Raw genomic sequence first — 19,917 nt, 5'->3', positions numbered from 1 at the left:
ACGTTTAGCCCCTGAAAATGATTATGTATTATTACGGATTGGTATTGAACGCTGGTTATTTAATAAAATAGCCAACCGCGCGCCATTGCCCACTGCTTTTACTTAATGTAAGGGTTTCCACCGCAAGCCTTGCTGAAAATTGCGTTTTAAATTGCACAATAAGGTATTTACCTTGCGGGGCACCAGGTAAAGATGAGTAAGCATTAGTACTTATTTGTTCTCGCGTAGCCACTTTACCTAGTGGCGCACGCACTGTGTTTAGGGCGCTTTTCCAGTTTGCTTTACTTAATTGCGATTTAAATAGCGCATCGGCTTGTTGCCAACTTTTTGTGTATTCACCCGCATCAATTAACTGTAACCAGTTTATTGCTACGGGCATATTTTTAGTGGTTTCGGCCCACACTGAGCAGCTTATAAACAAGCATAAAATTAAAATGAGGGGTTTCATCATTCTTCCTTTTAATCTGGCGTTAAAAGTAAATATAGATACTCCAAATTACAACACATTGGTTAAATGGTTAACCCCTAATATTAAAAACTTTTGCAAATAAGTGCCTTACTCTCCTTTAATTTTTAAAACCTGCGCGTAAGTGCAATCGCTCAACATAGAAAAACCATGCGAGGCTTGCTCTTGGCCTATTACAAATGGATGCGCCGCCTCGGGGGCTCTATTTTTAAGTTGCTTTATTCGCTCAAACGAACCATCGCGTTTAGGGTGATTTGATATAAACACATCTACACCGGCTTGCATTGCCAGATTGCCAAAACGTTTAGCGGCGACACTGTAAGCGCTAATTCGCTCAATATCAGGCCCATAGTTTAGCCCAGTCCCTCCCCACAGGCTTAGCATATGTTTTTTGCCGTTATCGTATACTGGGAACAACAACGAAATAGTGCCAGGGGTGTGTCCAGGCGTTAAATGAACGCCAATGCTAGTATCGCCAAGCGTAATTGTATCTGCCTCTTTTGTGCTTATATCTCTTGTTGGCCGTTTGCCCCAACGTGGGCTTTCAAAATCAAGCTTTGGTTGTTCTAAGCGTCGCCACTCAACCTCACTCATTACAACACGCGGTTTGTATTTATTAACTAAGTACTCTTGCCCACCGTAATGATCACCATGCCCATGGCTAATAATTAAATACTTAATATCTTCGGGGTTTAAGCCTAGTGTGAGCAAACCTTTTTCAATGTAATTTTTAGCTTGTTCGTTGTTATTTAGCGCATCAATAACAATAAGCCCTTGTGATGTTTTAACTACCCAACTTGCCACTCCACCAGTACCTACATAATAAAGGTTGTCAAACACTTGTGTAGGTTCAATCGTTGATGAGCGCCGTTTACTACCCAACTTTTTACTGCGCTTTTTACCTTCATTATTAGTGCGAACACGCTTTGTTAAATCACGTAACGGGTTTTGTATATCGCATAGGCTTGTTAACCCCGGAAACTCATCAGCGTACTGCATGCCTTTTTCGACATAATCTTGCGCTATTAATTGTGTATTTTGCGCAATAGCCGGGTACGTAGCTAAAAAGCTGAGTACCACAGCAGAGAATATAAATTTTGGCATAAACACCCCTTATAGTTTTGTATCTATAGCTAGCCAGTAGCGTCGGCCATCTTCTACATAGCCGTATTCATCGTAGCTGGTTGCTTTATCAAATATATTGTAAATACCAAACATAACTTTAACGTTACCGTTTACTTGCCACGCACTGCCTATATCTGCTGTTGCAATAGAAGGGGCTGAGGTTAAACGGCTAGTTATAGAGGCTGCTTCGGTTTCTTTACCGCGGTAATTAGCACGTGCCCACGTATTAATATTATCGCTTACATCCCAGTTAATATTTAGCGTTGCTAAATGTTTAGGTATTTGCGTAAGTGGCTGGCCTTTATTGTCGCCACTGCGTTGCTCAGAAAACGTATAGCTGTAGCTAGTTGCAAGGGTAATATCTGCACTTAACATTGTTTCTATATTTAGCTCAGCCCCATAAGTCACCGCTTTATCAATATTGATGTTATAGCGGTCGGTTTCATCACCACACACTGTGATAGGACATAAAACGGTGTTAATTTTGTCTTCAAAGCTATTATGAAAAACCGTGATATTAGTTTGAAAGTCACTGTTAGCATAATACACAGCCGCTTCTTTACTGACGGATGTTTCGGGCTCTAGGTCAGCATTTCCATATAAGTCGCCACCGCGGCTGCTTTGGATCCAATTAGGGCTAAGCTCGCGTAAATCTGGCGCTCGGTAACCGGTAGCCACGCCCGATTTAAAGGTCCATGCCTCATTAATATTCCAAACTCCGTACAGGCGTGGACTCAAGTGCGAATCAAACTGCTCGTTATCATCAACTCGTAAACCCGTGGTAAGGGTAAAATCGGGGTGTAAGCTCCACTCATCTTCAGCAAATAGCGACCATTGTTTGTTATCTATTTTAGTAATAGTGGCTGCGTTTGTTGTTTTGTCATCAAGCTTTTCTTGTTCAAATGCGCCGCCTAATGTTACATGGTGGTTTTCAAGTGCAATTGACCACTGCGTATTTGCTAAGGTATTTTCTATGGTTATTTCACGGCCTTCGTTTTCAACCGACTCTTGTTGAATATACGAATGCGCAGCGCCCCAACTATAGCTACCTTTATGTGCTAACGACCACGTGCTGCGGTTATTGTTCGTTTCGCTAGAGCTATTTCGATTAGGTAACGATAGCCCCGAGGTAGAAATACGTTTTTGATCGTGTTCGCTGTATTCAAGCGATATCACATCGTGCTGGGTGGCTGTTAAATGCAGTGTGCCACTGTAACTTGTCAGCTCTTTTTCACCGTAACCGCGCTCAATTTCATCTTCTTCACGCTCTTGGTAAAGAGCCGAAAGGTTAACGCTTAATAAATCTTTTATTAATGGCCCCGCTGCATATATTTGCCCTTGGTATTCATCACCCGAATTACTGTTTTCTTGCTGTGTGGTTTCTAGGCGAACATTAGCATGCCAATTGTCGTAATTTTTACGGGTTATAACATTAATAACGCCGCCAATTGCATCCGACCCATACAACGTAGACATAGGCCCACGCACAACTTCAATACGTTCAATAGCGTCTAGTGGTGGCAGCCAATCTTGCTCAAAGCCACCGCTGCCGCTTGGTTGTGATTCACGCCCTGACTGCTTTTTACCGTCTACCAAAATAGCAGTGTACTGCGCTGGCATGCCACGCACGCTTATATCTTGTCGCGAGCCACCACCGGTAACCGTAACCCCTGCAACATCGTTAAGTGCATCGGTTAAGTCTTTATAAGCGCGGTTTTCTAGCTGCTTTTTGCTAATTAAAGTAATAGAAGCTGGCGCTTGCGCTAAGGTTTGTTCAAAGCCAGAGGCGGTCACTACTATTGTTTCTATATCATTGTTAGCGTTAGCCAAAGTGTAAAATGGCGCGACAGCAATTAGAGGCAGAGCTAAAGTGTTTTTCAGAGTCATTACGTGGTATTTAATTAGTTATTTTACGTAATGATAACAATTATCAATACCTTCAGCAATTAACATTTCATTAATTTACAATAAAACTTAATCAATTAAGCCATAGGTTACTGCAGTGTCGTTATTAACAATAAGCCAATTTTATTGCGTTTAATGTACAAAAAAGGCTGCATTAACTAGCAGCCTTTTTTGTATTCTGTAACGCTTAAAGTTTTAAAAATGCCATTTAACCATTAGGTTTGGGTTGTGCTCTGTTTGACCGTCTACACCAAACTTATTTTTCCAATATACGTATTCTATACCTACATCAAGGCGACCTGTGTCTAGGCCAAGCATAGGAGCAATGTTGTATTTAAGTTGTGAGGTAAAGTTAAAACCGCCTTCGCTTTTACCAAACATAGTGTCGGTACTGTCAACAATATCTAAAAAGCCATCGTATCTAAAGTTACCCTTGTTATAGCCCCACGTTACGGTTATTTGGTTGTTATCTTCACGCTCTATGCCAATATCGTCCTGAAAACGACGGTAATAAGCCACATTAAAATATTGGAACCCTGGTACATCTAACGATACGCCGCCACCTAATAAGTAGTTATTTTGATCGGTATCGCCCGAGCCATATTCTGTTTGTAGGCCTAAAAACACCTCTTTAACAAAGCTGTTTTGTGGCTTGTACAGCGTTGGGTTGATGTTTAGCTCTCCGTATACTTCATCGGGGTTACTTAATCTATCCATAAAAAAGAAGGTACCGCCCCATGTATGCCCCGATGCATGCTCAATGGTTACTACGCTTCTGTCATCTTCCTCCCCCGAGAACGGCTCGAGGTAATCGGCGCCGGTCATGGCGGTTATACTAAAATCTGACCACAGCTTTTTTGCCGACACACTACTTGAACACACCGCGATAGCACTTACTAAGGCTAATTTTTTAATTGTTGTAATTTTCATTGTTAATCCCTTTGTTATAATTTTATTAGTCTAGTTAAGATGATCTGTACTTGCTGAATAATTTTCTGGTAAAACAAGCGTCATAACGATGGCGGTTAAACCCGATACCGTTACAGCGCTGCCAAAAATAGCGGTTACCAGCTTAGGCGCATTTATAAACATTTCGGGCACAAAGCTAACCCCTAGCCCCATACCTAAGCTCACCGCAATAATAAGTAAGCTACGACGATTTATTTTTTCGCTTGCAAGAATTTTTACCCCTGCGGCTGCCACGGTACCAAACATAACAAGCGTTGCACCGCCTAGCACTGGTTTAGGAATATTTTGTAGCACGGCACCAATCACCGGAAATAACCCTAAAATAATCAAAATTACACCAATCCACAGGCCAATGTATCTACTTGCTACACCGGTTAACTGAATAACGCCGTTATTTTGGCTAAAAGTAGTATTAGGAAACGTATTAAATGCGGCAGCAATCATTGAGTTAACCCCATCGCCTAAAATACCTCCGCGTATACGCGCTAAATAGCTTGCGCCTTTTACCGGTAATTTAGACACCGCACAATTTGCGGTTATATCGCCTGTGGATTCAATGGCGGTAATTAGGTATAAAAAGCTAAAGGCAATCATGGCGCCAAAATCAATATTAAAGCCATATTTAAAGGGTAATGGCATGGCGATTAAATCAAATTCGCCCATTTTAAATTTGGCTATACCTAAAATAAGTGCAAGTAACCAGCCTACTAACATGGCAACGACTACAGCGGTAAGCCTTACCCACTGATTTTTGCTAGCATTTAGTAATACCACCAGCGCCACCACCGAAAAACCCACAATTAAGTTGCTTGGCGAGGCAAACTTTTCAGGCATATTAGTTAATAACCATTGCCCGCCGCCTATGTCGGTCATACCTACTTTAATAAGGTAAACCCCAATGGTGGTGATCACCACACCGGTCACTACAGGCTTAATTACTTTGCCAAGCTTTTCTATAAAAAAGCTAATGAATATCTCTACAAAGGCTGCTAAAAAACACACAGCAAAAATGGTGGCAAGTACTTCATCGTTTCCGCCTCCAGTGGCTTTTACGGTAAAACCGGTTGCCAAAATAGTGCCTAAAAACGCAAAGCTTGTGCCTTGTACGCAAATAAGCCCTGAGCCAATTGGCCCCACACGGCGAGCCTGAATAAATGTACCAACCCCCGATACAAACAACGCCATACTAATTAAATATGGTATTTCGCTACCAAGCCCCAACACGCCACCAATAATAAGCGTGGGCGTAATAATACCTACAAAACTTGCCAGTACATGTTGCAGGGCAGCAAAAAAAGATTCGGTCAGCCCTGGTTTATCATCTACTGCGTAAATTATGTCTTCTGAGATTGCTTCTTGGTTTGACATAGTCAACATCCTTTTAGCGCTTTAATGTGGGCAAGGTATACACGCCTTGCCCAGGTTTTAATTTAAATACAGGGCGCTTATTTAAGCTGCCCTTCAACACCCTCTACATAAAAGTCCATACCCAGTAAGGTTTTATCATCAATTGTTTGCCCCGCTTTAGTTACCAGCTCACCTTGCTGATTGTTAATTGGGCCACTAAATGGATGAAACTCGCCGTTGGCAATTTTGGTTTTAATCGCCTCTACCTCGGCAACAACATTGGCAGGAATGTCTTTACTCAACGGCGCTAAGCGGGTCATACCGGCATCTATGCCTTTCCATACATTTTGCGATTCCCATTTATCATCAAGCACTTGCTGCACGCGCTCGGCGTAAAACTCATCCCAATGATGCACAGGCGCCGTAAGGTGCGCTTTTTTACCATAGCCGCTCATATCTGAGTGGTAACCAATCGCGTATATTCCGGCGGCTTCTGCGGCTTGAAGTGGCGCAGGCGAGTCGGTGTGTTGGGTAATAATATCAACACCTTGGTCGATTAAACTGTCGGCAGCTTCGCGCTCTTTACCAGGATCAAACCAGCTATTAACCCACACTACTTTTACTTTTGCGTTAGGTTTTACTGAGCGCAGGCCTAAAGTAAACGCGTTAATACCGCGTATTACCTCAGGAATAGGAAACGCGGCAATATAGCCAATACTGTCAGATTTACTCATGTGCCCAGCAATAACACCGGTTAGGTAGCGCCCTTCGTAAATACGGTCAAAATAAGTGCCCACATTTTTAGCGCGTTTATAACCTGTTGCATGCTCAAACTTTACATTAGGAAAACGTTTAGCCACTTTAATGGTCGGGTTCATGTAGCCAAACGAGGTGGTAAATATTAAATCGTGCCCGCTTTTGGCTAATTGTGTAATAACTCGCTCTGCATCGGCGCCCTCAGGTACGCTCTCTACAAAGGTTGTTTTTATTTTTTCGCCAAATTTATCCTCTAGGTAGCGGCGGCTTACATCGTGGGTGTAAGTCCAACCAGCTTCGCCAATCGGGCTTACATATACAAACCCTACTTTTACGCTGTCTTTTGCCATTGCACTCGCGCTTAACCCTAAGCTAAGTGCTACGCCAAGCGCTGTTATTAGTTTTTTCATTGTTATTCTCCGTGTTGTATTTTTAATATCCTGTTGAAGGCTTATTGTTACTCTTTGTATAAAACTTTTAATGGCCCTTATGCCAAGGTTTACCTAGCCACATGGGTTCGTACATTTTTAGTTTTTGTTTATTTTTACTTAGCATAATCAGTACTATAAGCGTTGCACCATAAGGCAGCATGGCCAGTAAATTAGAATCCACCGCTAAGCCAAGCGCCTGTGCCACTAAGTGCATAATGCTGGCAAAACCAAATAAATAAGCGCCTAGCATTACCCGCTCAATTCGCCAACTTGCAAATACCACTAAAGCCAGTGCTATCCAGCCTCGCCCCGAGGTCATGTTTTGTGTCCAAAGGGGTGTGTAAGCAAGCGACAAGTACGCCCCTGCAATACCCGCCATTGCGCCGCCAAACATCACCGCTAAATAGCGAGTACGCATTACAGGCAAGCCTAAGTTATTACCAACGCCTGGGTTTTCACCAATAGCGCGTACCGCAAGCCCTGCCCTGTGGTATTTAAAAAATAAATAAGCGCCAAGTACTAATGCCCAACTTAAATACACAATGGCATCTTGCGAAAACAATGCTTTGCCCAGTAGCGGAATATGCTCAAACCCTGCAATTGCTAAAGTAGGTAAGGCATTAATGGTTTTGCCCTCGTAATCAACACCTAAAAATGCCGACAAGCCCGTGCCAAAAATAGTTAGCGCTAACCCGGCAGCCACTTGGCTAGCATTTAAATTAAGTGCTACAAACGCAAATACTAACGACGCCATAACCCCCACAAGCGCAGCCACGCTAAAGCCTATAAAGAGGTTGTCGCATTGGTACATGGTTATAAACCCTGCCACCGCGCCTAATAACATCATGCCCTCTTGCCCAAGGTTAAGTGCGCCGCTTTTCTCGCATACCATTTCACCTAGAGCCACCAGCAATAAAGGCGTGCCGGTGCGAATAGTGGCGTATAAAATATTTGTGATTACCTCTAAATCCATGTTTAAGATTCCTGTGCGATGGGTGTTAGCTGCGTTTTTTGTTGTTTAAATGGCAGTAACAATTTAATGCGCTAACCAATAAGCACATCGCACGAGAGTAAATAAAACAGCATTAAGCCCTGAAAAATGCCGGTAATGGCATTGGGTAGGCCAATTTCTATTTGCGTCATTTCGCCGCCCATATAAATAAGCCCCATTAACAGCCCTGCTAAGGTGATCCCAAGCGGATGTAAGCGCCCTAAAAAGGCCACAAAAATTGCGGCGTAACCATAACCGGGGGATATTTGCGGCACTAATTGCCCTATAGGCCCAGCCACTTCGCCAGCCCCTGCAAGCCCAGCTAACCCGCCACTAATCACTAATACACCAGCAATTAAAAGCGCACGTTTATAGCCCGCCATTTTGGCCGCCGATGCATCAAGCCCAAGTACTTGTATTTGAAAACCCACAAAGGTTTTACTAATAAACACCCATGTGGCACACAGCGCTAATAGCGCAAATGCAAGCCCTAAATGAAGGCGAGTACCCTCAAATAAAACCGGTAGTAAGGTGCTATCGCCAAATAAGGCGCTTTCAGGAAAGTTATAGCCGTATGGGTCTTTTAATGGCCCGTGTACTGACCACAGCAACACATTAACGGCAATGTAATTGAGCATAATGGTGACTAAAATTTCGTTGGTGTTTAAACGTAATTTCATAAAGGCGGCTAAGCCTGCCCACAGCATGCCACCGGCAATACCTGCAAGTAATGTAAGCCCTAATGCAAAGGAACTTGTAGAGTCAACAAAGTTAACAGCTACGGCACTGGCGCATACGCCGCCAATCAGTAGCTGCCCTTCAGCACCTATATTCCACACCGACGCCCTGTAACACAGCGCTAAACCATAGGCACATAATAAAATTGGAATGGTCATTACTAATAGCTCGGTAACGCCGTACCAGTCAGAAATAGGCGCTACGAGTAAGGTATATAAGGCATTAATCGGGTCGTGCCCTAATAAGGCAAACACCACATAACCTGTTATTAAAGTGAGTAAAATGGCTAAAACAGGAGAGAGATAACTCCATGTGTTTGAGCGCTCTACGCGGGGTTCAAGCTTTATCATGCCGGCGCTCCTTGCGGTGTTATTTTTGCTGTGTTGTTTTTAAGGTCGTGATTAAAATCGCCCGCCATCCACTGTCCTAATTGCACAAGTGGTACACAGTCGGTATTTAAAATAGGCGAGAGTTTGCCATCACAAATTGCCCCAATACGGTCACAAATTTTATAGAGCTCGTCTAAATCTTCTGAAATAACCAGTACTGCACAGCCTTCGTCGCGCAGCGTTAAAATTGCCTCGTGAATGGCAACTTGCGCGCCAATATCTACACCCCATGTTGGGTGTGACATAACCAGCAATTGTGGGTTTTGCTCAACCTCTCGGCCAATAATAAACTTTTGCAAATTACCGCCCGAAAGGCTTGCTGCGTGAGTACGATTGCTGGGGGTTTTTACGTTGTATTTTTTAATGATTTTGTCGGCGAGTTGGCTAATTTTTTGTTTTACTAAAAAGCCTTTTTTAACTAAACCACTATCAAAACTGGTAAGAAGTGCATTGTGCGCTAAATCCATATCAGGGACTGCGCCGCGCCCTAGCCTGTCCTCTGGTACGCATGCAAGCCCGAGCCTGCGCCTTTTTAGTGGGCATAACGCATCAACAGCGGTATTTTTAAATTTTATTGCGTTGCTATCTTTTTGCGGCTCCTCTCCCGAAAGGGCTTTTAATAGCTCCTCTTGCCCATTACCGGCAACCCCTGCAATACCGACTATTTCGCCTTGTTGTACGGCAAAGTTCACGTTTTTAAGCGCAATATCAAATAACGCCTGCGCACTGGTTGATAAGTTATCGACTGTTAAAAAATCACCTGTGCCAGTCGCTCTGCGTGTTTGGTTGCTTATTGGTGTGCTGTCGCCTACCATTAAGCGAGCTATTGATTCGCTGGTTTCGTTTTTAGGAATGCAATGCCCACTTACCTTGCCAGCGCGCAAAATAGTGGCGCTGTCGCAAAGCGCAATAACTTCATGCAACTTATGGCTAATAAACAACACCGAGCAGCCTTCTTTTTTAAGCGAATGCAGGGTTTTAAACAATGCATCTACTTCTTGCGGAGTGAGTACCGAGGTGGGTTCATCTAAAATAAGCAGTTGAATATCTAATAATAAACACCTGACTATTTCTACTCGTTGGCGCTCGCCCGTTGAAAGCGTAGACACCAACCTATGCGGGTCCAGCGGCATGCCGTACCTAGCCGATGTTTTACTAATTCTGCTGGCAAGTGTGCTGCTATGCCCTGCTAAATCGCCCAGCGCTAACGCGATATTTTGCGCAACTGTTAGGGTTTCAAATAACGAAAAATGCTGAAACACCATACCTATGCCTAATTCGCGGGCATCGGCGGGTTCTTTTATGTCCATTTTGCGGCCATTAAAAAACATGTCCCCTTGGTCAGGTTTAACTACACCGTAAAGCATTTTCATTAACGTGCTTTTACCCGCGCCGTTTTCACCAAGCAGGGCATGTACCTCACCATGTTTCATTTTTATTGTTATGCCGTCGTTGGCTATACATCCGGGGTAGTGCTTTGTCATTCCCTGCATAGTAAGGCGGTATTTATTGTCCATTATTTAAACCTTTCTTTGTGCTTGTTGGTTAAATAAGCTAGCCTAGAAACTTAGCTGACCAAGCGGTCAACAATGGCATGGTATCTGCAATTAACTTACCAAGATGAAAAAGTTTTTTTCTTAGCAGTACCAAAACAACAAGAAAAAATATACGCCAAGCCTTTACATATCAGGGCTTTATAAAAGTTAAGGGGGTCTGTGTGATTACGTTTTTATTAAATGACACGCCAATAGAAGTAGAAGAATGCGCGCCGAATCTCACCATTTTGGACTGGCTTCGCACCAAAAAAGGGAAAATGGGCACCAAAGAAGGGTGTGCAACAGGCGATTGTGGCGCATGCACAATTTTAGTTGGCGAAGAAAAACTAAATTCAAACGGTGAGCCAGTTTGGCACTATAAAACCATGAATAGCTGCCTGCTTTTATTAGGTAATGCACACGCAAAACACATAGTAACCGTAGAGGCTGTAACAACTGGGCTTTACCCTACACTTAACGATTTACACCCAGTGCAACGCGCATTGGTTGAGTGCCATGGTTCGCAATGTGGTTTTTGTACCCCTGGCATAATAATGAGCATGTTGGCGCTTTATATTAATAACCCGAGTTACCCAGGTAAAAAAGCCGCTATTCATGCGCTAGGGGGAAATTTATGTCGTTGTACGGGTTACAGCCCTGTTTTACTTGCAGTTGAAAAAGCTTATAGCTACGAGCGTAAAAATGAGCCTTACTCTGCCATGGCGGCACAATTTAAGGCATCACTAAATATAGGTGATGACATTCCTTGTTTAAAAAATGGCCCTCGTACGTTTTATTTACCGCAAAGTGCAGCGCAACTTGTTGAGCTTAAAGCGCGTTACCCGCAGGCATACTTGGTTGCTGGTGGCACCGACTTTGCCATTGAGCTTAGCCAAAACATGCTATTGCCCGATATTATTATATCGCTTAGCCAAACCAGTGAGCTGTGCACTTTAAGCGATAACAGCGGCGAGCTACATATTGGTGCAGCACTCCCTTACAGCCAATTTATTGAAGCGTTTTACACTTACTACCCTGAGTCTAAAGAGCTGTTTGAACGCCTTGGCTCTAACCAAGTACGTAACAGTGGCACCTTAGGTGGCAGCATAGGAAACGCCTCTCCAATTGGCGATCCTGCCCCTTTACTCATTGCACTTAATGCCACCTTAGATTTATTAAGCACAGCAGGCACACGTACAATAAACGTGGCCGACTACTTTGTTGATTACAAAAAAACAGTCATTAAAAGCGATGAAGTCATTAGCAAAATTACCGTACCTAAACGCCCAGACTCGTTAAAGCTTGCGTGTCATAAAATTTCAAAACGCTTTGAAGATGATATATCTACTGTGTGTTTAGTGCTGGCTATAGAGCAAACGCAAGGCGTAATTAGCAATGCCCGCTGCGCCATGGGCGGTATGGCTGCCATACCAAAACGCGCCGCACACATAGAGCAAAAGCTTAATACTCAGTCCTTGCAAGTAAGCACCTTTATAGATGCCGCTAGTGCTATAAATGATGACTTTGCTCCCATGAGCGATGTACGTAGCAGCGCACATTACCGCACTACGGTAAGCAAAAACTTGCTACAGCGTATTGGTATTGAGTTTTGCGGTGCACAACCAAGCAGTAAAAATAATAACAACATTGCCATTACGAGGATTTCACATGCGTCACTTTGAAATGGATAAACTAAAAGCCCAAGGCGGAAGTGTTGGCCAATCTAAGTATCACGAAAGCGCAATAAAGCAAGTATGTGGCAATGCAAACTACGCCGACGATAACCCAGAGCCCCATGGCTGCTTGCACGCCTACCCAGTGCTTGCGCCTATTACCAGCGGCTTTATTAAATCAATTGATACAAGTAAAGCGCTTGAAGTGGCAGGCGTTAAACGTATTTTATCGGCTGATGATGTACCCGGTAAGCTTGATATTGGCCCAGTATTCCCTGGGGATGTGCTATTAACCAATCACGAAATTCAATATCACGGGCAACCTGTGCTAGTAGTGGTTGCCAAAAGCTACGAAATTGCGCGCCGCGCTGCTCGCTTGGTGGTTATAGAATGCGAGCAAACCACCCCCATACTTGATATTAAAGAAGCGATTAAAAAAGAGCACTGGGTAAGGCCGCCGCATTCACTTAACCGCGGTAATAGCGAGCAAGCCATTAATAATGCAGCCCACCAACTTAAAGGTGAAATACACATAGGCGGGCAGGAACACTTTTACCTTGAAGGACAGATAGCTCTCGCTCAGCCCGATAACGATGGCGGGATTCATGTTCAATGTTCTACGCAGCACCCAACAGAGGTGCAGCACTTAGTTGCTAAAATTTTAAAAAAGCCATTTAGCTTTGTAAACGTAGAAACCCGCCGCATGGGCGGAGCCTTTGGTGGTAAAGAAACCCAAGGCGCGCCGTGGGCTTGCCTTGCAGCACTTGCAGTTTACTACCTTGGCTGCGCCGTTAAAATGCGCCTAGCCCGCAGCGACGACTTTAAACTTACCGGTAAGCGCCACCCATTTTATAATCAATACCATGTAGGGTTTGACGAAAAGGGCCTGATTGAAGGCGCTGATGTAACTGTAAATGGGTTTTGTGGTTATTCGCCTGATTTATCTGATGCTATTGTCGACCGTGCAATGTTTCATGCTGATAACGCTTATTACTACCCAGCTGCCACCATTAAAGGGAATCGCTGTAAAGTAAACACCGTAAGCCACACTGCATTTAGAGGATTTGGTGGCCCGCAAGGCATGATCATGGGCGAGCTAATAATGGACGACATAGCCGCTAAATTAGGTAAAGACCCGCTTGAGATCCGAAAACTTAATTTATACAAAAAAGGCCGCGACACCACGCCGTATCATCAAACAGTAGAGCAGCATATTTTAAAAGATATGATAAGCCAGCTTGAGGAGTTGGGTGATTACTGGGCGCGAAAAAAGGCAATTAAAACCTTTAACGCATCATCGCCTATAATCAAAAAAGGCCTTGCGATGACGCCGGTTAAATACGGTATATCGTTTACCGTACAGCACTTAAACCAAGCGGGTGCATTAGTGCATGTATATAGCGATGGATCAATTCATTTAAACCATGGCGGCACCGAAATGGGCCAAGGGCTTAATACAAAAATAGCGCAAATAGTAGCCCATGGCTTTGGCGTTGATTTTGACGCAGTAAGCATAAGCGCTACTCGTACCGACAAAGTACCAAACACCTCGCCAACCGCCGCATCAAGCGGGACTGACCTAAACGGCATGGCGGCGCTAAACGCGGTAAACACCATAAAAGAGCGTTTAATAAACTTTATAAGTGAGCACTTTGAAGTAGACAGCCAAAGTATTGTATTTAAAGATAACCTCATTACCTTTAGTAACGGCGAAATTAGCTTTAGCGAACTTGCAAACCTTGCTTATATGAATCGTATATCGCTTTCATCAACCGGTTATTACGCAACGCCTAAAATTCATTACGATAGAGCTAAAGGCGAAGGCCGGCCATTTTTTTACTACGCTCACGGCGTAGCACTCAGTGAAGTAGAAGTAGATACGCTGACAGGTGAAAACACCGTAACGCGTGTTGATATACTGCACGATGTGGGCAGCTCAATTAACCCTGCACTTGATATAGGCCAAATTGAAGGGGCTTTTGTGCAAGGTATGGGCTGGCTTACCACCGAAGACTTACAATGGAATGATAAAGGCCAGCTTGCAAGCTTTGGCCCAGCTAACTATAAAATTCCTGCAATTGGCGATACCCCTGCCGAATTTAATGTAAATTTATATAACTCGGCCAATCCAGAAACCACGGTATTTAGATCAAAAGCGGTTGGCGAGCCGCCGTTTATGTTGGCCTTTAGTGTGTGGAGTGCTATTCGTAATGCTATAAGCAGTGTGGCCGATTACAAATACACCGCCCCACTTGATACACCTGCCACACCTGAGCGTGTATTAAATGCAATTGAGCAAACCGCTAGCTGGTTTAAGGAGCAGCAACATGGCTAATTTAAATGAATCGTTTCAGGGTTTTCATACGCAAAATTGGGCGCAAGCTATAAACGAGCACGAACAAAGCGGCACTAACTATGTTATTGCCACTGTGCTTGGCACCAATGGCTCAACCCCACGTGGCACAGGCTCTAAAATGGTAATAAGCGGCGAGCACATTTACGACACCCTTGGCGGTGGTCACCTTGAATACGTAGTAATAGAAAAAGCACGCGAGCTACTTGCCAAAGGCGAGGCCGCCCAAGTGATAGAGCAATTTAACCTAGGCGCAAATTTAGGCCAATGCTGCGGGGGAGCTGCCACTGTTATGCTTGAGTGCATGCAATGCGAGCGCTTTACCCTCGACATATACGGCGCAGGCCATGTAGCACAGGCGCTTATTGGTATATTGGCGCAATTACCGATGCGCATACGCTGGATAGATAGCCGCGCCGATGTATTCCCACAAGTTATTCCTAATAACGTAATAAAAGTGGTTGATGAAGAACCAACAGAGCAAGTAAAACGCGCGCCAAAGGCTAATAATTACTTAATATTAACCCATAACCACCAGCTCGACTTTGCACTTACACAAGCCATTATTAAACGCGCTGATGCTAATTGGCTTGGTGTAATTGGCTCAGATACTAAAGCAAAACGCTTTAAACAGCGCTTAGCCCATCGCGATTTTACCACCGAGCAAATAAAGCAAATGACCTGCCCTGTAGGGCTTGAAAATGTAACGGGCAAGCTCCCTATGGAAGTAGCAATATCAATTAGCGGGCAGTTAATTGGCCTTTATCAGGCTATGCAAACCCATGCGCCCAAACGCCAAGGCTTGCAATGGCGTGCACTTAAAAATGCCTTAATTAGCACCACGCACGAGGAAGAAAACGCATGAGTAGCTTAAAAATTAATAACCTAAATGCAGCGCAAGCGCATCAAGCATTAGAGCATTGTTGCGCCGCCCCTAACTGGGTAAGCGGTATGCTAAATATCATGCCATTTGAAAATAAAGAGCACTTATTTAACAGCGCTCAAAGCGTATGGGATAGCCTAGGCGAAAGCGATTATTTAGCCGCTTTTGAAGGCCACCCGCAAATAGGCGATTTATCAACTTTAAGTAAAAAGTACGCCGCTACAGCGCAAAAAGCGGGGCACGAACAATCAGGAATGAGTAAAGCAAACGAGCAAACCCTTAAAAAAATGATTGCGCTAAATAAAGAATACCTCAGTAAATTTGGCTTTATATTTATTGTATGTGCCAGTGGTAAAAGTGCTGAGCAAATGCTTGAACTTATTGAGCAGCGCATACACAACACCCGCAGCACAGAGCTTAATATAGCCGCGGGCGAACAAGCCAAAATAACAAAAATAAGATTGGAGTCATTGCTATGAATAAAAGCCCTATCACTACCCATATTTTAGATACCAGCACAGGCAAACCGGCTGAAAATGTAGCTGTACAATTGTTTTTACTCACTAATAACGAGTGGCAATTAATTGCTCAAGGAAAAACAAATAGCGACGGGCGAATTACCGACTGGCTCAACACAGACGTAGAATTTGCAACCTATAAACTGATTTTTGACTTAGATAGCTATTATGAAAACCAAGAAACACCTGCGTTTTACCCTGAGGCGCAAATTACCTTTAGATTACAAGATAAAAAACACCATCATATTCCGTTATTGCTTAGCCCATTTGGCTACTCAACGTACAGAGGCAGCTAATTATGAGCACCCACAACAATAATAAAATGACCGTAATGTGTGCCAACATACTCGATTTTGTTGACGACCCCGCCATAGCAGGCGAAAGCGCCCATCGCTATTTTGAAAAAGGCGCGTTAGTTATTCAAAACGGCAAAGTGATTAACCTTGGTTACGAGCAAGACATACTGCCAAGCATTGATAAGTCAGCCACTATTATTCGCCACGATGGTAAATTAGTAATGCCCGGCATGATAGACACGCACATACATTTGCCGCAAACCGAAATGGTCGGCGCGTATGGCGAGCAGCTTTTAAGCTGGCTTACCGAATACGCCTTCCCCACTGAAAAAAAGTTTACCTGTGAGCATTATTCAAAAGATATATCTAATCGCTTTTTAGATGAGCTACTGCGTAATGGCACCACTACCGCATTGGTATTTGGTACTGTGCACCCGCAATCGGTAGATGCATTTTTTAACGAATCACAAAAACGTAATTTACGCATGATTGCCGGTAAGGTGATGATGGACAGAAACTGCCCTGACGATTTATCAGATTGCGCGCAAACCAGTTACGATCAATCAAAAGCACTGATAGAAAAATGGCATAATGTGGATAGATTAAGCTATGCAGTAACGCCACGTTTTGCACCCACATCTACCCCAGAGCAACTACAAAAATGTACTCAATTATTAGAAGAATACCCCGACACCTACCTGCATACCCACTTATCTGAAAACAAAGACGAGTGCGAATGGGTAAAAGGGTTATTCCCAGAGGCTGATGATTACCTAGGCGTGTACGAGCAAGCTAAAATGGTGCGTAAACGCTCGGTATTTGCCCATAGCATTCATTTATCTGAGCGCGAGCTGTGCTGCCTTGCCGATAACAACGCGGCTATATCGCACTGCCCTACCTCTAACTTATTTTTAGGCTCGGGCCTTTTAAATTTAAAGAGATGTGAAGAGCATGGAATAAATGTGGGTATGGGTACCGATGTTGGCGCAGGCACAAGTTTTTCTATGCTACAAACAGGTAACGAAGCGTACAAAATTCAGCAGCTACAGGGTCAAAAGTTCTCAGCATTTAAAGGGTTTTATTTAGCCACCCTAGGCGGCGCGCGTGCCCTTGATTTAGAAGGCACCATAGGTAACTTTAATGAAGGCTGCGAGGCCGACTTTATTGTAATGGATTACGCGGCCACCTCGTTTTTAAAATTCAGAATTGGCCATGCCAAAACCCTTCACGAACAGCTTTTTGCCATGATGATGCTAGGCGACGACCGCTGTATTGAACAAACCTACATTATGGGTAAAAGCGTGTATAAACGCGACCAACAAGCCCAGTTTGCAGCCACACCCACACCCGATTTAGAAGAGGCATAACCCGATGGAAAACTATTTATTTGAGCTTGCTCATTTGGTGTTTAGATACTTTCACGTGGTAGCAGGTATAGCGTGGATAGGCGCCTCATTTTATTTTGTGTGGCTTGATAATAACTTACAAACACCGCCACAATGGAAACAAGATAAAGGCATAAAAGGCGATTTATGGGCTATTCATGGCGGCGGCTTTTACGAAGTGGCTAAGTATCAAAATGGCCCAGAACAAATGCCCTCTACCCTACATTGGTTTAAATGGGAGGCCTACACAACCTGGATCAGCGGCGCGCTGTTATTTACGCTGTTATATTATGTGGGCGCAGATGTGTATTTACTCGATGCCAGTAAAAGTGAGCTCAGTAAGTTTGCAGCTATTGGTGCATCACTTGGTTTTATAGGCTTAGGCTATGGTGTTTATCGGTTATTGTGTAAAAGCCCGCTTGTTGAAAACGGCAAGGCATTTATTGCCCTAGGTGTAGGCTTTTTAGCGTTATGGACGTATGGGGTTGATCAGCTATTTAGTGACCGCGCGGTGTACATTCATGTTGGTGCATTAATTGGTACCTGTATGGCCGGTAATGTATATCACATTATTATGCCTGCACAGCGCTACATGGTAAGCGAAGTAGAAGCTGGGCGCATTCCTGATTCAGCGCCGGGCTTAAAAGCAAAGCAGTGCTCAGTACATAATAACTACGCCACCCTACCAGTTATTTTTATTATGCTAAGTAACCATTTTTCGTATACCTATAGCCATGAGTTTGGTTGGTTAGTGCTTATTGGCTTTTTTATTATTGGTATGTGGATACGCCACTTTTTTAACTTAAAGCACCAAGGTGTTAATAAGCCTTCAGTACTAATAAGCGGTATTGCCGCGTTTTTTGCGTTAATGCTAGCCATAGCACCGTGGCCAAGTAGTTCTGTAAACGCGAATAATGAGCTACAAGCAAGTATAAGCGATGCACAAGCGTGGGATATTATTAATAAACACTGCACACAGTGCCACAGTGAAACCCCTACATCGAAGCTTTTTCAAACCGCGCCGCTCGGCTTTAAGCTCGACTCACTTGCTGATGTAAAAAAAGCCAGTGCACTTATTCATACTCGCGCCGTTATTACCAAAGATATGCCCTTGGCTAACATGACCAAAATGACTGATGCAGAGCGTGAAATGCTTGGCACTTGGCTTAGCGCAGTAAAAAAGGAGCAGTAACATGAGCGAGCAATTTAAACACTACCCGCGCGATTTAATTGGTTATGGTGCACACACTCCGCATGCCAATTGGCCTAATAAAGCCCGTATAGCCGTGCAAGTAGTGTTAAATTACGAAGAAGGCGGTGAAAACTGTGTACTGCATGGTGATGCAGCGGCCGAAACATTTTTATCTGAAATAGTCAGCGCCCCGCATGTAGAAGACCGCCACATAAGCATGGAGTCTATTTACGAATATGGCTCGCGCGCAGGCGTGTGGCGCTTACTTAAACTCTTTAAAAAATACGATATACCGGTCACCATTTTTGCTGTGGCAATGGCCCTTGAGCGCCACCCCGATATAGCTAAAGCCTTTGTTGAGGCTGGGCACGAAATTGCAAGCCACGGCCTGCGCTGGATTAATTATCAACATATAGATAAACAAACCGAGCGCGAGCACATGCAAAAAGCCATTGAAATCATTCAAACGCTTACCGGTAAAAAGCCCACAGGCTGGTACACCGGGCGCACAAGCCCTAACACAGCAGCCCTTGTGGTAGAAAATGGCTCGTTTTTATATGATGCCGACGATTACAGCGACGACTTACCCTTTTACAGCATTAAAGAAGGTAAGCCACAGCTAATAGTGCCCTACACGCTTGATGTAAACGACATGCGCTTTGCTGCAGTGCAAGGCTTTAATGCCGGCGATCAGTTTTATAATTATTTAAAAGATGCCTTTGATACGCTTTATGAAGAAGGCGACCCACAAGGTGAAAACGCCCCTAAAATGATGTCGATAGGGCTGCATTGTCGCTTAATTGGCCGCCCAGGGCGCATTAAAGCCCTTGCACGGTTTTTAGAATATGCTAAATCGCATGAGCAAGTGTGGTTTGCCACGCGCGAGCAAATAGCCGAGCACTGGCTTAAAACTCATCCGTATAATACCAATCCGCAATAGTACTTAATCATTTTCAGGGGCTAAA

Annotated in this window: 17 protein-coding genes; 8 read left to right on the top strand and 9 right to left on the bottom strand. The window is 43.9% G+C overall.

Going from position 1 to position 19,917, the window contains the following annotated elements:
- Positions 1-55: 55 nt before the first annotated feature.
- The 9 genes from B4F91_RS06730 to B4F91_RS06690 form a co-directional block, all read right to left on the bottom strand.
- The gene (locus B4F91_RS06730) at positions 56-451 is read right to left on the bottom strand and encodes a DUF4019 domain-containing protein (protein ID WP_286938494.1); all 396 of its coding nucleotides are present in this window, start codon (positions 449-451) and stop codon (positions 56-58) included.
- Between the two features lie 105 nt (positions 452-556).
- Complete coding sequence (locus tag B4F91_RS06725; protein ID WP_286938492.1) at positions 557-1,570, bottom strand: MBL fold metallo-hydrolase; 1,014 nt, start codon at positions 1,568-1,570, stop codon at positions 557-559.
- Between the two features lie 9 nt (positions 1,571-1,579).
- Positions 1,580-3,478: a TonB-dependent receptor domain-containing protein gene (locus B4F91_RS06720; protein ID WP_286938491.1), complete on the bottom strand. Its 1,899-nt coding sequence runs from the start codon at positions 3,476-3,478 to the stop codon at positions 1,580-1,582.
- A gap of 213 nt (positions 3,479-3,691) precedes the next feature.
- Entirely contained in the window at positions 3,692-4,426 is a 735-nt protein-coding gene (locus B4F91_RS06715; RefSeq protein WP_286938489.1) for a DUF5020 family protein, read from the bottom strand.
- Positions 4,427-4,456: 30 nt separating this feature from the next.
- Positions 4,457-5,833 (bottom strand): uracil-xanthine permease family protein, encoded by a 1,377-nt coding sequence (locus tag B4F91_RS06710; protein WP_054981699.1) that lies wholly within the window; start codon positions 5,831-5,833, stop codon positions 4,457-4,459.
- Positions 5,834-5,910: 77 nt separating this feature from the next.
- Positions 5,911-6,978, bottom strand: coding sequence for a BMP family ABC transporter substrate-binding protein (locus B4F91_RS06705; protein ID WP_286938487.1), 1,068 nt, complete (start codon positions 6,976-6,978; stop codon positions 5,911-5,913).
- Positions 6,979-7,045: 67 nt separating this feature from the next.
- Complete coding sequence (locus B4F91_RS06700) at positions 7,046-7,972, bottom strand: ABC transporter permease (RefSeq protein ID WP_286938486.1); 927 nt, start codon at positions 7,970-7,972, stop codon at positions 7,046-7,048.
- 71 nt (positions 7,973-8,043) lie between these two features.
- The gene (locus B4F91_RS06695) at positions 8,044-9,078 is read right to left on the bottom strand and encodes an ABC transporter permease (protein ID WP_286938484.1); all 1,035 of its coding nucleotides are present in this window, start codon (positions 9,076-9,078) and stop codon (positions 8,044-8,046) included.
- The gene (locus B4F91_RS06690) at positions 9,075-10,634 is read right to left on the bottom strand and encodes an ABC transporter ATP-binding protein (RefSeq protein ID WP_286938482.1); all 1,560 of its coding nucleotides are present in this window, start codon (positions 10,632-10,634) and stop codon (positions 9,075-9,077) included. The genes B4F91_RS06695 and B4F91_RS06690 overlap by 4 nt, the downstream gene beginning before the upstream one ends.
- A 200-nt stretch (positions 10,635-10,834) precedes the next feature.
- On the opposite strand from B4F91_RS06690, the gene xdhA reads away from it, so the two are divergent.
- The 8 genes from xdhA to puuE are packed head-to-tail and all read left to right on the top strand — an operon-like array spanning position 10,835 to position 19,892.
- Entirely contained in the window at positions 10,835-12,334 is a 1,500-nt protein-coding gene (gene xdhA / locus B4F91_RS06685; protein WP_286938480.1) for a xanthine dehydrogenase small subunit, read from the top strand.
- Positions 12,321-14,660 carry a xanthine dehydrogenase molybdopterin binding subunit gene (gene xdhB, locus B4F91_RS06680; protein ID WP_288635460.1) on the top strand — a complete coding sequence of 780 codons (2,340 nt, stop codon included), beginning with the start codon at positions 12,321-12,323 and terminating at the stop codon, positions 14,658-14,660. Before xdhA ends, xdhB begins: the two co-directional genes overlap by 14 nt.
- Positions 14,653-15,543, top strand: coding sequence for a xanthine dehydrogenase accessory protein XdhC (gene xdhC / locus B4F91_RS06675; protein WP_273586950.1), 891 nt, complete (start codon positions 14,653-14,655; stop codon positions 15,541-15,543). The genes xdhB and xdhC overlap by 8 nt, the downstream gene beginning before the upstream one ends.
- A complete protein-coding gene (uraD, locus tag B4F91_RS06670) occupies positions 15,540-16,040 on the top strand; it encodes a 2-oxo-4-hydroxy-4-carboxy-5-ureidoimidazoline decarboxylase (RefSeq protein ID WP_248443438.1) in 501 nt (166 codons plus the stop codon). The genes xdhC and uraD overlap by 4 nt, the downstream gene beginning before the upstream one ends.
- Positions 16,037-16,375, top strand: coding sequence for a hydroxyisourate hydrolase (gene uraH / locus B4F91_RS06665; RefSeq protein WP_286938475.1), 339 nt, complete (start codon positions 16,037-16,039; stop codon positions 16,373-16,375). The genes uraD and uraH overlap by 4 nt, the downstream gene beginning before the upstream one ends.
- Positions 16,376-16,377: 2 nt before the next feature.
- Positions 16,378-17,742, top strand: a complete 1,365-nt coding sequence (gene guaD / locus B4F91_RS06660; RefSeq protein WP_286938473.1) for a guanine deaminase — start codon at positions 16,378-16,380, stop codon at positions 17,740-17,742.
- 4 nt (positions 17,743-17,746) lie between these two features.
- Complete coding sequence (locus tag B4F91_RS06655; RefSeq protein WP_054981689.1) at positions 17,747-18,952, top strand: urate hydroxylase PuuD; 1,206 nt, start codon at positions 17,747-17,749, stop codon at positions 18,950-18,952.
- Between the two features lies 1 nt (position 18,953).
- Entirely contained in the window at positions 18,954-19,892 is a 939-nt protein-coding gene (puuE, locus tag B4F91_RS06650) for an allantoinase PuuE (protein ID WP_054981688.1), read from the top strand.
- The last annotated feature ends 25 nt before the right edge of the window (positions 19,893-19,917 follow it).

The organism is Pseudoalteromonas sp. UBA6610 (genome assembly GCF_002433295.1).
GTDB lineage: Bacteria > Pseudomonadota > Gammaproteobacteria > Enterobacterales > Alteromonadaceae > Pseudoalteromonas > Pseudoalteromonas atlantica.
The sequence above is the reverse complement of the archived record's forward strand: the minus strand, read 5'-3'. Positions and strand labels throughout refer to the sequence as shown.